Annotated in this window: 15 protein-coding genes; 10 read left to right on the top strand and 5 right to left on the bottom strand. The window is 63.9% G+C overall.

Annotation, left to right across the window (positions count from 1 at the left end):
* The first annotated feature begins 16 nt into the window (after window positions 1–16).
* From LR961_RS08090 to LR961_RS08065, 6 genes are all read left to right on the top strand, one after another.
* Window positions 17–1,093 (top strand): homocysteine S-methyltransferase family protein, encoded by a 1,077-nt coding sequence (locus LR961_RS08090; RefSeq protein ID WP_232148017.1) that lies wholly within the window; start codon window positions 17–19, stop codon window positions 1,091–1,093.
* A gap of 9 nt (window positions 1,094–1,102) precedes the next feature.
* Entirely contained in the window at window positions 1,103–1,708 is a 606-nt protein-coding gene (locus LR961_RS08085; RefSeq protein ID WP_232148015.1) for a short chain dehydrogenase, read from the top strand.
* A complete protein-coding gene (gene metH, locus LR961_RS08080) occupies window positions 1,708–4,506 on the top strand; it encodes a methionine synthase (protein WP_232148013.1) in 2,799 nt (932 codons plus the stop codon). The genes LR961_RS08085 and metH overlap by 1 nt, the downstream gene beginning before the upstream one ends.
* A 6-nt stretch (window positions 4,507–4,512) precedes the next feature.
* Window positions 4,513–5,196 (top strand): hypothetical protein, encoded by a 684-nt coding sequence (locus tag LR961_RS08075; RefSeq protein ID WP_232148011.1) that lies wholly within the window; start codon window positions 4,513–4,515, stop codon window positions 5,194–5,196.
* Window positions 5,197–5,200: 4 nt separating this feature from the next.
* Entirely contained in the window at window positions 5,201–6,385 is a 1,185-nt protein-coding gene (locus LR961_RS08070; protein WP_232148009.1) for an MFS transporter, read from the top strand.
* A 64-nt stretch (window positions 6,386–6,449) separates the two neighbouring features.
* Complete coding sequence (locus LR961_RS08065; RefSeq protein WP_232148006.1) at window positions 6,450–6,986, top strand: hypothetical protein; 537 nt, start codon at window positions 6,450–6,452, stop codon at window positions 6,984–6,986.
* Window positions 6,987–7,060: 74 nt separating this feature from the next.
* Here LR961_RS08065 and LR961_RS08060 read toward each other — a convergent pair whose 3' ends face one another.
* The 5 genes from LR961_RS08060 to LR961_RS08040 form a co-directional block, all read right to left on the bottom strand.
* Window positions 7,061–7,726, bottom strand: coding sequence for a DUF2058 family protein (locus LR961_RS08060; protein ID WP_232148004.1), 666 nt, complete (start codon window positions 7,724–7,726; stop codon window positions 7,061–7,063).
* Between the two features lie 17 nt (window positions 7,727–7,743).
* On the bottom strand, window positions 7,744–7,983 hold the full coding sequence (locus tag LR961_RS08055; protein WP_232148002.1) for a SlyX family protein: 240 nt from the start codon (window positions 7,981–7,983) through the stop codon (window positions 7,744–7,746).
* Entirely contained in the window at window positions 7,976–9,325 is a 1,350-nt protein-coding gene (locus tag LR961_RS08050; protein WP_232148001.1) for a UDP-glucose/GDP-mannose dehydrogenase family protein, read from the bottom strand. The genes LR961_RS08055 and LR961_RS08050 overlap by 8 nt, the downstream gene beginning before the upstream one ends.
* Before the next feature lie 16 nt (window positions 9,326–9,341).
* The gene (locus LR961_RS08045; protein WP_232147999.1) at window positions 9,342–10,322 is read right to left on the bottom strand and encodes an FKBP-type peptidyl-prolyl cis-trans isomerase; all 981 of its coding nucleotides are present in this window, start codon (window positions 10,320–10,322) and stop codon (window positions 9,342–9,344) included.
* 171 nt (window positions 10,323–10,493) lie between these two features.
* Window positions 10,494–11,060, bottom strand: a complete 567-nt coding sequence (locus tag LR961_RS08040; RefSeq protein ID WP_232149278.1) for a glutathione peroxidase — start codon at window positions 11,058–11,060, stop codon at window positions 10,494–10,496.
* A gap of 131 nt (window positions 11,061–11,191) precedes the next feature.
* Between LR961_RS08040 and LR961_RS08035 the strand changes: the two genes are divergently transcribed.
* The 4 genes from LR961_RS08035 to LR961_RS08020 are packed head-to-tail and all read left to right on the top strand — an operon-like array spanning window position 11,192 to window position 13,678.
* Entirely contained in the window at window positions 11,192–11,437 is a 246-nt protein-coding gene (locus LR961_RS08035; protein ID WP_232147997.1) for a hypothetical protein, read from the top strand.
* A 5-nt stretch (window positions 11,438–11,442) separates the two neighbouring features.
* A complete protein-coding gene (locus LR961_RS08030; protein ID WP_232147995.1) occupies window positions 11,443–11,805 on the top strand; it encodes a GntR family transcriptional regulator in 363 nt (120 codons plus the stop codon).
* Window positions 11,802–12,674 carry an ABC transporter ATP-binding protein gene (locus tag LR961_RS08025; RefSeq protein WP_232147985.1) on the top strand — a complete coding sequence of 291 codons (873 nt, stop codon included), beginning with the start codon at window positions 11,802–11,804 and terminating at the stop codon, window positions 12,672–12,674. The genes LR961_RS08030 and LR961_RS08025 overlap by 4 nt, the downstream gene beginning before the upstream one ends.
* Window positions 12,671–13,678 carry a hypothetical protein gene (locus tag LR961_RS08020; RefSeq protein ID WP_232147969.1) on the top strand — a complete coding sequence of 336 codons (1,008 nt, stop codon included), beginning with the start codon at window positions 12,671–12,673 and terminating at the stop codon, window positions 13,676–13,678. Before LR961_RS08025 ends, LR961_RS08020 begins: the two co-directional genes overlap by 4 nt.
* The last annotated feature ends 21 nt before the right edge of the window (window positions 13,679–13,699 follow it).

The following is a 13,699-nucleotide window of genomic DNA, read 5'->3' as shown; positions in this document are numbered from 1 at the left end:
TGACCCGGCCCGCCCTATGCAAGCCCTCCCCTGGCTCCACCCCGAACGCGTCGCCAAGCTGCTGCACGCACTTGAGCACCGCATTCTGATCATCGACGGCGCCATGGGCACGATGATCCAGCGTCATCGCCTGGAAGAAGACGATTACCGGGGCGAACGCTTCGTCGGGGGCTTCGACAGCCAGCATGTGCATGGACCGAACTGCGGGCATGACCTGAAGGGCAACAACGACCTGCTGTTGCTGACCCGCCCGGACGTGATCGCCGAAATCCACACCGCCTACCTGGAAGCCGGTGCGGACCTGGTCGAAACCAACACCTTCAATGCCACGTCGGTGAGCCAGGCCGACTACCACCTTGAGCATCTGGTCTACGAGCTCAACAAGGCCGGTGCGCAGGTCGCGCGGCAATGCTGTGACGCGGTGGAAGCCAAAACCCCGGACAAGCCGCGCTTCGTCATCGGCGTGCTCGGCCCGACCAGCCGTACCGCTTCGATCAGCCCGGACGTCAATGACCCCGGCTTCCGCAATACCAGCTTCGACGAACTGCGCGCCACCTACCGCGAAGCCATCGAGGGCCTGATCGACGGCGGCGCCGACACGCTGATGGTGGAAACCATTTTCGACACGCTCAACGCCAAGGCCGCGCTGTTCGCGATCGAAGAAGTGTTCGACGTACGCGGCGGGCGCCTGCCGATCATGATCTCCGGCACCATCACCGATGCGTCCGGCCGCACCCTGTCCGGGCAGACCGCCGAAGCGTTCTATGCCTCGGTCGCGCACGGCCAGCCGCTGTCGGTCGGCTTCAACTGTGCGCTCGGCGCCACCGACATGCGCCCGCACGTGGAAACGCTGGCCCAGATCTCAACCGGCTATGTCAGTGCGCACCCGAATGCCGGCCTGCCAAACGCGTTTGGTGAGTACGACGAAACACCGGAGGAAATGGCCACCACGTTGAAGGAGTTTGCCGAGTCCGGCCTGCTCAACCTCGTCGGCGGCTGCTGCGGTACCTCGCCTGACCACATCCGCGCCATCGCCGAAGCGGTCGCCGGGCTGCCGCCACGCGCCCTACACCTTGCCACCAAGGCTGCCTGAGGAAATCCGATGAAGAAGAGAATTCTGCTCGTCGGTGCAAGCGGCACCCTCGGCAAGGCCGTCGCCACGCAGTTGCGCCAGCAGCATGAAGTCATCACCGCCTCCCGCTCGGATGCGCAGCATCCAGTCGATCTTGGCAGCGACAACAGCGTCAACGCGCTGCTGCGCGCGATCGGGCCGGTCGACGCCATCATCGCCACCACCGGCAACGTGCATTTCGGTCCGCTGACGCGGATGAGCACCACGCAGTTCCAACAGGGCCTGCAGGACAAGCTGCTCGGCCAGGTGCGCCTTGCGCTGCTGGGCCAGCACCATCTCAATGATGGCGGCTCGATCACGCTGACCACCGGCATCCTCACCGAACAGCCCATCGCGCAAGGAGCCAATGCCACGGCGGTCAATGCCGGCATCGAAGGCTTTGTCCGCGCAGCCGCACTGGAACTTCCGCGTGGCCTGCGCATCAACGTGGTCAGCCCCAGCGTGCTGCAGGAAGCCTGGGATGCCTACGCCGATTTCTTCCCCGGCTTTGAGGCGGTAAGCGCCGCACGCGCCGCGCTTGCGTATCAGCGCAGCGTCGACGGCATCGCCAATGGACAGGTTTTCAAGGTCTGGTAATGAGCAACGCATCCAACAACGAAGCACGCTTCACCCGCCTGTCCGGCCTGGAGCCGCTGGTCATCACCCCGGACCTGTTGTTCATCAACGTTGGTGAGCGCACCAACGTCACCGGCAGTGCCCAGTTCCGCAAACTGGTCAAGGAAGAACGCTACGAGGAAGCGGTCGACGTGGCCCGCCAGCAGGTGGCCAGCGGCGCGCAGATCCTCGACGTGAACATGGACGAGGGCCTGATCGATTCCGAGAAGGCGATGGTGCGCTTCCTCAACCTGATCATGTCCGAGCCGGATATCGCGCGCATCCCGGTGATGGTCGATTCCTCCAAGTGGAGCGTGATCGAGGCCGGCCTGAAGTGCCTGCAGGGCAAGAGCGTGGTCAATTCGATCTCGCTCAAGGAAGGCGAAGCAGCTTTCCTGGAACACGCGCGGCTGGTGCGCCGTTACGGCGCCGCTGCGGTGGTGATGGCCTTCGACGAAGTGGGCCAGGCCGATACCTGCGAGCGCAAGGTGGAAATCTGCACCCGCGCCTACCGCATCCTCACCGAGCAGGTCGGCTTCCCGCCGGAAGACATCATCTTCGACCCGAACATCTTTGCCGTGGCCACCGGCATCGAGGAGCACGACAACTACGCGGTGGACTTCATCGAGGCCACCCGCATCATCAAGCGCACGCTGCCCGGCTGTCACGTGTCCGGCGGCGTGTCGAACGTGTCGTTCTCGTTCCGTGGCAACGAGACCGTGCGTCAGGCGATCCACTCGGTGTTCCTGTACCACGCCATCCAGGCCGGCATGGACATGGGCATCGTCAATGCCGGCGCGATGCCGATCTACGACCAGCTCGACCCGGAACTGCGCGAAGCGGTCGAGGATGTGATCCTCAACCGCCGCCGCGACGGCACCGAGCGCCTGCTGGAAATCGCCGAGCGCTACAAGGGCAAGAAGGGCGAGAAGAAGGTAGAGGACCTGGAATGGCGCACGCGTCCGGTGCGCGAGCGCCTGGCACATGCGCTGGTGCAGGGCCTGGATGCCTGGGTAGAAGAAGATACCGAGGAAGCCCGCCAGCAGGCCAAGCGTCCGCTGGATGTGATCGAGGGCCCGTTGATGGACGGCATGAACGTGGTCGGCGACCTGTTCGGTGCCGGCAAGATGTTCCTGCCGCAGGTGGTCAAATCCGCACGCGTGATGAAGAAGGCGGTGGCCTACCTGCTGCCCTTCATCGAAGAAGAAAAGGCGCGTACCGGCGACGTCGGCAAGTCCAACGGCAAGATCATCATGGCCACGGTCAAGGGCGACGTGCACGACATCGGCAAGAACATCGTCGGTGTGGTCCTGGCCTGCAACAACTTCGAAGTGGTCGACCTGGGCGTGATGGTGCCGGCGCAGAAGATCCTCGATGCCGCGCGCGCCGAGAACGCCGACATCATCGGCCTGTCCGGGCTGATCACACCGTCGCTGGAAGAAATGAGCCACGTCGCGCGGGAAATGCAGCGGCAGGGCTTCGAGATGCCGCTGATGATTGGCGGGGCGACCACCTCGCGCGCGCACACCGCATTGAAGATCGACCCGTTCTACAACGCACCCACGGTGTGGGTGAAGGACGCCTCGCGCGCGGTGGGCGTGGCGCAATCGTTGATCTCACGTGAGCTGCGCGCCGCGTTTGTCGCGGCCAATGACGCCGACTACGCCGACATCCGCAACCGCCACAGGAACCGTGGCGACGCCAAGCGACTGGTGTCACTGGAACATGCGCGCGGCCAGCGCTTCACCTGCGACTGGAGCCAGTACACGCCGCCGACGCCGGCCTCGCCGGGCCTGCACGTGTTCGACAACTATCCGCTGGACGACCTGATCCCGGTCATCGACTGGACCCCGTTCTTCCAGGCGTGGGAATTGGCGGGCAAGTACCCGGCGATCCTGACCGATGAGATCGTCGGCCCGCAGGCCAGCGATCTGTTCAAGGATGCGCAGGCAATGCTGAAGCGCATCGTTGACGAGAAGTGGCTGACAGCAAGGGCAGTGTTTGGAATCTGGCCGGCGAATGGCAAGGGCGACGATGTCGTCGTTTCCCTTCCCCCTCCGGGAGAAGGTGCCCGTAGGGCGGATGAGGGCATCCCTTCAGCATCATCGCTTGTGCCTCGCACCCTCACCCCAACCCCTCTCCCGCAGGCGGGAGAGGGGCGCAAGCAGACCCTGCACTTCCTGCGCCAGCAGGTCGACAAGCCGGCCGAGCGCCCGGACTTCTGCCTGGCCGATTTCATCGCCCCGGCGGACAGCGGCAAGCAGGACTGGATCGGCGCCTTCGCCGTCACCGCCGGCATCGGTATCGAGCCGCACGTGGCCCGTTTTGAAGCCGACCACGACGACTACAACGCCATCCTGCTCAAAGCGCTGGCCGACCGCTTGGCCGAAGCCATGGCCGAACGACTGCACCAGCGCGTGCGCACCGAGTTCTGGGGTTATGCCAAGGACGAACAGCTCGACAACGAAGCGCTGATCGCCGAGAAGTACAGCGGCATCCGCCCTGCCCCCGGCTACCCGGCGTGCCCGGAGCACAGCGAGAAGCAGGCACTGTTCGCCATGCTCGGCGCCGAGGACATCGGCATGTCGCTGACCGAAAGCTTCGCCATGCTGCCGACCGCCGCGGTCTCGGGCTATTACTTCAGCCATCCGCAGAGCCAGTACTTCGTGGTCGGCCGGGTATCGCGCGAGCAGGTCAACGACTACGCCAGGCGCAAGGGCGTGGACCGTGCGCAGGTGGAGCGCTGGCTGGCTTCCAACCTGGATTACGACCCCGAGTAAGCCGACATGGAAAGTCGCAATGCCGAACTGATCCGCAGATATGCCGCACCCGGTTGCATCGGCCTGTGCGGCACCTCCGACTGGATCGGCAAGGCCATCCGCAAGGCGCAGGCCCCGCTGACCGAAGATGGCCATCGCAGCCTGTGGTCCCACGCATTCCTGTTCAGCGAGCAGCGCCTGGACGGCCATTGGTGGGTGCTGGAATCGGACCTGGATCTGCGCAATCGCCAGCTTCGGCTGGGTGCGCAGGAGAACCGTGCCGATCGCTACTTCGACGATGAGGCCTTCCCCAACCTGGCCATCCTCGACTTCGGCCTGGATGCCGAGCAGACCCGCAAGGTTCAGATCGCCGCGCTCGACCTGCTGGCCGGGCTGTCCAGCTATTCGCTGAGCGAACTGGTCGGCACCTTGTTTGCCATGCACAGCACCCGCCTGCGCCGGCGCAGCAACCTGCTGTCCAAGGAAGGCGCGCTGTACTGCTCGGCCATGGTCCAGCATTGCTACACCGCCGCCGGCATCGACCTGATGCCCGGCGTGCATGGCAAGAACGTCGCTCCGCAGGACCTGTACGATTCGGACCTGTCTCACACCACCCACTCCATCATCCGCGATCTCGGCATTTCCAGCCTGCGCCAGCTCACGCACGGCACGATCGAACTGCTCAACACGCCGATCGAAGATCTGTTCTGATTCCATGAGTACCCCCACCCAGCACTCCGTCACCGTGCCCACCGCACGGTTGTCCAGCTTTTACTTCTTCTATTACGCGGCACTGGGTGCGTTCACTCCGTACTGGAGCCTGTACCTGCAATCGCGCGGCATGACCGTCACCGCGATCAGCGTGATGATGAGCCTGTGGTACGCCACCCGCGTGGTCGCGCCCAGTACGTGGACGTCACTGGCGGCGGTATCGCCCAAGCCCATTCGCTGGCTGCGCATCGGCTGCGTGCTGACCATCCTCAGCTTCGCCTGCTTCCTGGTACCGGCACCCCCGTGGACGCTGTACGCGGTGATGATCGCGTTCTGCTTCTTCTACAACGCGGTGATGCCGCAGTTCGAATCGATCACCCTTACCCATCTGGGAAGTGACAGCCACCGCTACGGCATGATCCGCGTGTGGGGCTCGCTGGGTTTCATCCTCGTGGTCACGCTGTTCGGCTGGCTGATCGAACACAACGGCGCGGGCATCCTGCCGTGGCTGATGCTGCCGCTGTTCGTGCTGTTGACCGGCTCGGCCTTCTTCAACCGCTATGCACGCAACATCGGCAGCCACAACCACGCTACCGGTGGTTTCTGGGCCATCGTGCGACAGAAGCCGGTACTGGCGTTCTTCATCGCTGCGTTCCTTGAACAACTGTCGTTCGGCCCGTACTACACGTTCTTCTCGCTCTACATGGACCACCACGGCTACAGCACCTCGCTGCTGGGCCTGATGTGGACCGTGGGGGTCATCTTCGAAGTGGCGGTGTTCTTCTTCATTGCGCGCTTCTTCCGCCGTTGGGACGCCAGTTGGCTACTGATCATTTCCATGGCCAGCGCCGCGCTGCGCTGGTGGGCCACCGCGCTGTGGCCGGAGAACATCCCGGTGATGCTGGTCGCGCAGACCACCCATTGCCTCGGGTTTGCCGCGTTTTTCGCCTCGGCCATGCAGCTGCTGGCGCGCTACTTCCCCGGCAACCTCAACGGTCACGGACAGGGCTTGTTCTACGGCTTCTCCTCCGGGCTCGGCGGCGTACTGGGGGCGCTGATCGCCGGCCAGTTGTGGCAGTTTGGCGACGGCAAGGTGGCCTTCATCGTCGGCGGCTTCTTCGCCCTGCTCGGCGCACTCATCGCCTGGTATTGGCTGCCACCGTCACGACAGGCCCGACGCGCAGCCTGAGCACATCCGGCCGGGCCCAGGCCTGCTATAACGGCGCAGCACTCACGACACAGGGGGAGTTGTCATGAAACTGCACCACTGGCGGTCCATCCCATTGGCCATGCTGCTGCTCGCCACGTCCGGCCTCGCTCAGGCGGAGGACGACCAGACGATCTCGGCATTCGTCGCCTCCTGCTTCCAGTACGTGGACAAGCCCGAGGAACTCACCGCCAAGCTGGACAACGTTGCGCAGCGTCTGGATGGCAAGTCCGCCCAGAACTTTCTCACCGGACGGACAGGCAAGGCCTGGCTGATGACGCACGAGGACAAGGTGTACGGCTTTGCCCTGCTCGACCAGGGCATCTGCACGATGACCGCAATCAGCGGCGACCCGAAGGCCATCGTCAGTGACTTCGTCCTGTTCGGCAAAACCGCCGAAGACAGCTACAAGGTCGAATGGGAGCCGGTCACCACCGAAGACGGATGGGATGAGCACGCCTACACCCTATTCGACCCCGACAACCCCACCGATATCTACATGCGCATGGCCCTCAACAAAGCTGCCGGTGCGCACGTGCGCGCCATCGTCAGTGTCGGCCGCATCCCAGACGACGAGCCCTGACCAGGCGCTGCGGGAAACAAAAAAGACAGGCCAATGGCCTGTCTTTTCGTATCCAACCGCCTTGACCGGCCGGGTTACCAGACCAGGTCGTCCGGCACCTGGAACTGCGGATCGGCGTACGGGTCGGCTTCAACCGGCGCGTTCGGGTCGACCTTCAACGCCACGCTCGGGGCGAACACCGCCTCGGCCTCGGCCAGCAATGCCGCCGTCACCAACAGATAGCGGCCGTTCTGCTGCAGCACGCCCAGCTCACCAGCATTGAGGCCCTTGAGCTGCTCGGCGGTCACGTAGATGCGCTTGATCTTGCCGCCGTACTCGAAGTGGCGGGCAATGTCGGCGTTGGGGTCATTCAACCCCTTGTCCTTCACCAGCTCATCGAGCTTGGCGCGGGCCTCGCGACGCAGTCGCGCTTCTTCCTGCTTCAGCCGCTCCGCTTCAAGACGCTCGTCCTTTTCCTTCTGCGCGCGGATCGCATAGGCCTTGGCCAGGTCGATGTCTTCCTGCGAGCGCGGCTTGCGTGGGCCGTGCGACGGCTTGCCGGTGTGCGCGGGTTTGCCTGCGTGCTGCGGCCTGTTGCCGGGCTTGGCAGCAGCCTGCCCCGACGTATTGCCGGGCTGGGCGTGCCTGCCCTGCGGGCGGTTGTCGCGGCGGGTATTGGATTTGTTTTCCGGCTTGCGCTCCGGCTTGGGCGCGGGTTTGAAACCCAGCCCAAGGAGCTGATCGCGAAGAGTGTCACTCATGGCTTGCGGTGCTTCTGTCAGTAGTGCGGGGGCGGCGGTTCGTCGGCGGCATCGGCGTACAACGCCGTGCGCACCTTGCCCAGGTCGTCGAGCAGGTGGCGCAACAGGTCAGCGTTGCGCGAGCCCTGCATGCGGGCCTCGGCAAGTGCTTCGCTCATTTCCGCCAGGGCTTGTTCCTGGAAGGAGACTCGCATTTCCAGTTCCACCAGGCGGTCTTCCAGCGCTTGTTCGCGCGGGTCGGGATGTGACTCATTCATGCAGGGAACGCCCCCGGCCAATGCCGTAATACGCCAGACCTGCCGCTTCCACTTCCGCGGGGTCGTACAGATTACGGCCATCAAAAACGACCGCATCGCCCAACGCCTTGCGCATGCGCGCGAAGTCGGGGCTGCGGAACTGCTTCCACTCGGTGACCACCACCAGCGCGTCGGCGCCTTCCAACGCTTCGGTTGCCGATTGGCAGAACACCAGATCCTCGCGCTCACCAAAGATGCGGCGCGCTTCGTTCATGGCTTCCGGGTCATACACACGGACCTTGGCGCCACCTTCCCACAGCTGTTCCAGTACACGACGGCTGGGCGCTTCGCGCATGTCATCGGTGTTGGGCTTGAACGCCAGGCCCCACATCGCGAAGGTCTTGCCGCGCACACCCTCGTCTTCACCGCAGTCGTAATGACGCTGGATGAGCGTGTACAGATGGCCTTTCTGTGCTGCGTTGACCGCTTCCACCGCATTCAACAGCTGCGGTTGGAGACCATGCCCGGCCGCGATACGAGCCAGTGCCTGCACATCCTTCGGGAAGCAGGAACCGCCGTAACCGACGCCGGGATAGATGAAGTGCCAGCCGATGCGCGGGTCCGAGCCGATGCCCTGGCGCACCTGTTCGATATCAGCCCCCACGCGCTCGGCGATGTTGGCGATCTCGTTCATGAAACTGATCTTGGTGGCCAGCATCGCATTGGCCGCGTACTTGGTCAGCTCGGCCGAGCGCACGTCCATTTCAACCACGCGGTCGCGGTTGCGGTTGAACGGCGCGTACAGGCGGCGCAGCAACGCGACAGCTTCCGGATTGGAGGCACCGATGACGATGCGATCCGGACGCATGCAGTCGGCCACCGCATCGCCTTCCTTGAGAAATTCGGGGTTGGAAACCACGTCGAAGGCGATTTCCACGCCACGCGCGGCCAGCTCCTGCGCAATGGCCGCGCGCACCTGGTCAGCGGTACCCACCGGCACGGTGGACTTGTTCACCACCACCGTCGGATGGGTCAGGTGGCGGCCAATGGTGCGGGCCACGGCCAGCACGTACTGCAGGTCGGCACTGCCGTCTTCATCCGGCGGCGTGCCTACGGCAATGAACACCACCTGGCCATGGTCAATGGCAGGGGTGGCATCGGTGGTGAAAGCCAACCGCCCTGCGGCGTGATTGGCCTTCACCATCGATTCCAGGCCGGGTTCGTAGATAGGGACGATGCCCTGCTCCAATCCCTCGACCTTGGTTTGATCAACATCCACGCAGACCACGTCGTGGCCAACTTCGGCAAGACAGGTCCCGGTGACGAGACCCACATAACCGGTACCGAAAATGGCTACGCGCATGACTGCGACAACTCCGTTACGGCTGGACGCCCAGCAGCTCAACGTCGAAGGTCAACGTGGCATTCGGACCGATCGGACCGCCCGGCGTACCGCTCTCGCCGTAAGCCAGCTCGCCCGGAATCCAGAAGCGGTACTTGGAACCAACCGGCATCAGCGCGACGCCTTCGGTCCAACCCTTGATCACCTGGCCCAGGCCGAAGCTGACCGGCTCACCGCGCTGGTAGCTGCTGTCGAACACGGTGCCGTCGAGCAGCTTGCCTTCGTAATTCACACGCACCTGGCTGGTCGCGGTCGGGCGCTCGCCGGCACCGGCGCGCAGCACCTGGTACTGCAGGCCCGAAGCGGTGGTCACCACGCCCGGCTGGGTCTTGTTCTTGGCCAAGAAGGCGTTGCCGGCTTCGCGGTTGGTCTGCGCGGCCTTGCCCTGCTCGGCCTGCATTTCAGCCTGCTTGCTGGCGGTGAACGCCTGCAACACGGCCTGCGACTGCTCGCGGTTCATCAGCGGGGTGCCCTTGGCGAACACTGTGGTGATGGCCTGGAACACGGAGTCCAGGTCGATGTCCTTCTGGATCGGGGCCAGCGACGGACCAACGGCAAAGCTGCCCAGCATCAGGCCGACCTTCTGGCGATCAACTGCCGGCGGCTGGCTGCCCGGCGCCATGCCCGGCACCTGCTGGCCGGAACGGGCCATCATCACGGTACGCAGCGCCTGGTCGGTCTTCTGCGCTTCTTCCTGCGACAGCAGCGGCTGGCCGCCGGCAAAAGCGTTCTCGACGCCGCGGCGCATGGCAGCCACGTCCACTTCCGAGGCGATGGGCTCGAATGAGCTGGCAACATCGACGCCGATGGCGTAACCGATCTTTTCACGTTCCGAGGTCAAAACAGACTTCTCCTTGCTGGCCGCAGGGGCGGCTGGTTGTTGCGACAACGCGACCACAGGGGCCGCCATCGCCAGAATCAGAAGCGACGCAACTGCGCCACGCTTTCCCATCTTCATTCGCTGCATTCCTGGAAGTGAACAAACGCCACCGACGGCGCGGGGGGCGACATTGTCGCACGCACGCTGCATATGTCGAGGCGCCCGGAGACCTGCAAGCCCTGTCTCCGTTGCACCTGGACACAATAATCAGGGCAACGTTGCCGGATCGTGATACGCCTGCAGGCCGGGTCAGCGACCAGGAACCGGCGCAGCCAGTTCGCGCTCGATCGCCGCACGCAGCTGGGCATCATCCGGGCGCACCCGGCTCGGGAACTGCGCCACCACCTGACCATTGCGGCCGATCAGGTACTTGTGGAAGTTCCAGCCCGGCGCCACGCCGGTGGCGCGGGTCAGATCCTGATACAGCGGCGTGGTTTCCGGGCCTACCACGTGCACCTTCTGGAACATCGGGAACTTGACCCCGTAAGTAAGCGTGCAGAACTCCTGAATCTGCTCCTCGCTGCCCGGCTCCTGGCCCTTGAAGTCATTGGATGGAAAGCCCAGCACGGCGAAGCCACGCCCGGACAGCTCCTGCTGCAACGCTTCCAGCCCCTCGTACTGCGGCGTGAACCCGCATTTGGAGGCCGTATTGACGATCAAAAGCACCTTGCCGCCAAAGGCCCGATTCAGGTTGACCGCGTCTTTGCCGGCCAGCGGACGGAATTCGCGATCCAGCAGCGGGCCCGCAGAAGCCCCCGAGGCAGCGCCAAGAAAAACCACAAAAACCAAACCAATCAAAAAGTTGCGAGCATTCATCATCAATCTCCGGGGCGGCTTTTCCAGTTTAAACAGGCATATGCCATCAGTTGGTGACAACAACGCTTGCATGTCGCCGTGTCGGTGTTATAGTTGTATACAACACCAGCCACCCTACACAGGGAGCCGAGATGAACCGCAAGCGCAGCAGACATGTTCTACAGGCACTGACGGCTACCGGCGCTTTGTTGTTGCTGGGTTGCTCGGCATCGCTACAGACCGGGCGTGCAGACACCCGGGATTATGCGCCCGAGCTGGCTGGTGGCGAGCAGGATGCCAACGACCTCCCCAAAGCGAAGCGGCCGGCCCGGCGGATGCGGACCAGTCTTTCAATGCCCTACTTTTCCTTCGCACAGTCGCTGAATCCGCGGAGCTGACACTCATGAGTGAAATCCAGTGGAGCGATGGCGCTCCCATCTACCGCCAACTGAAGGATCGCGTGATCGCGATGATGTTGGATGGCATTCTCAAGCCGGGCGATGCCCTGCCCTCGGTGCGCCAGGTGGCGGCCGAGTACCAGCTGAATCCGATCACCGTCTCGCGTGCCTACCAGGAGTTGGCAGACGAGAACCTGGTCGAGAAACGGCGCGGTCTTGGCATGTTCATGACCGAAGAAGCCGCGCAGAAGCTGCGTGGCAATGAACGCGAACGTTTTCTCAACGATGAATGGCCCAGCGTACTGGAACGCATCCAGCGCCTTGGCCTGACCATGAAAGATCTGCTGCCACCGGGGACCACTCTATGAACGCCGCCGTCGAAGCCGTTGTTTCCGCCAAAGGCCTGCGCAAGGTCTACAAGCAGAAGCCGGCGCTGGACAACGCCAGCTTCACCATTGAACCGGGCCGTATCGTCGGCCTGATCGGCCCCAACGGCGCCGGCAAGACCACCGCTTTGAAGGCCCTGCTCGGGCTGACCACGTTCGAAGGCGGCCTGCGCGTGCTGGGCATGGACCCGCGCACCCAGCGCAACGCACTGATGAATGACGTGTGCTTCATTGCCGACGTGGCGGTACTGCCGCGCTGGATCAAGGTGAAGGAAGCCATCAACTTCGTGGCCGGCGTGCATCCGCGTTTCGACCGCGCCCGCTGCGAGCGCTTCCTGGCCAACACCAAGCTCAACCCCAAGGCCCGCGTGCGTGAACTGTCCAAGGGCATGGTGGTGCAGCTGCACCTGGCGCTGGTGATGGCCATCGACGCCAAGGTACTGGTGCTGGACGAGCCGACCCTGGGCCTGGACATCCTTTACCGCAAGGAGTTCTACCAGCGCCTGCTGGAAGACTACTTCGACGAGCAGAAGACCATCATCGTCACCACCCACCAGGTGGAAGAGATCGAGCACATCCTCACCGACGTGCTGTTCATCCGCGATGGAAAGATCGTGCTGTCCACCGACATGGAAACCCTGGCCGATCGCTACACCGAACTGCTGGCCTCGGCCGACACGCTGGAAGCAGCGCGCGCGCTTGGCCCGATCGACGAGCGCAGCCTGCCCTTCGGCAAGACCGTCCTGCTTTACGACGGCGTGGAGCGCAGCCGCATCGCTGCACTGGGCGAAATCCGCAACCCCGGCCTGGCCGACCTGTTCGTGGCCACCATGAAGGGAACCTACGCATGAACGCCGTTCACCACATCACCCCGCTCGGCAAGTTCAAGTGGCTGCTCAAACGTGAGTTCTGGGAAAACCGCGGTGGCTTCCTGTGGGCACCGATCATCGCCGGTGTTGTCTCGTTGGTGCTGGCCTCGGCGGCGATCATCGCTGGCCTGTGGGCAGCCAGCCGCGCCGCCGCCAACGGCGACCTTCATATCAATGGCGTCAACGTCAACGGCCTGGACCTGAAGCTGCTGACCAGCCAGCTCTCCGGCCACGACATCGCGCAGTTGAGTGAGACGCTCAACGCCACGCTGTTGATCAGCTCTGCCTGGCCCTTCATCGTGCTGGCCTTCGTGGTGTTCTTCTACTGCCTGGGCGCCCTGTACGACGACCGCCGCGACCGCAGCGTGCTGTTCTGGAAGTCCATGCCGCTGTCGGACTCGCAGACCGTGCTCTCCAAGCTGGTCAGCGCCTTGATCGTGGCTCCGCTGCTGGCGGTGCTGGCCGCTATCGTGATCATGTTCTGCTTCATGGTGGTCATCAGCCTGGTGATGCTGGCCCATGGCGGCCCGGTCAGCCTGATCTGGGCCGCCGCCAACCCGCTCACCATCGCCGCCGGCCTGCTGTGCTGGATCCCCGTTTACGTGCTGTGGGCACTGCCGACCGCCGGCTGGCTGCTGATGTGCTCGGCCTGGGCCAGGAGCAAGCCGTTCCTGTGGGCGGTGATGCTGCCGGTGTTCGCCGGGGTGATCGTCGGCTGGTTCTCGATGATGCGCCTGATCAACGCGGACGTGGGCTGGTTCTGGGGCAACATCGTCGGGCGCCTGCTGTTGGGCACCTTCCCGGGCATGCATCTGCCCTATGGTTCGACCACCGGCAAGGAAGTCGCGCGCTCCATGATCGAAGGCTTCTCCCCGGCCACCCAGTTCCACGCACTGTCGATGCCCAGCCTGTGGATCGGCGCAGCGGTCGGCGTAGGCTTCATCGCCGTGGCGATCTGGCTGCGCCAGCGTCGCGACGACATCTGAATCTTCTTCCGCAATCGCAAG

The sequence above is a fragment of the Stenotrophomonas sp. SY1 genome, from assembly GCF_021202945.1.
Classification (GTDB): Bacteria; Pseudomonadota; Gammaproteobacteria; order Xanthomonadales; family Xanthomonadaceae; genus Stenotrophomonas.
This window is presented reverse-complemented; position numbering and strand designations above follow the sequence as displayed.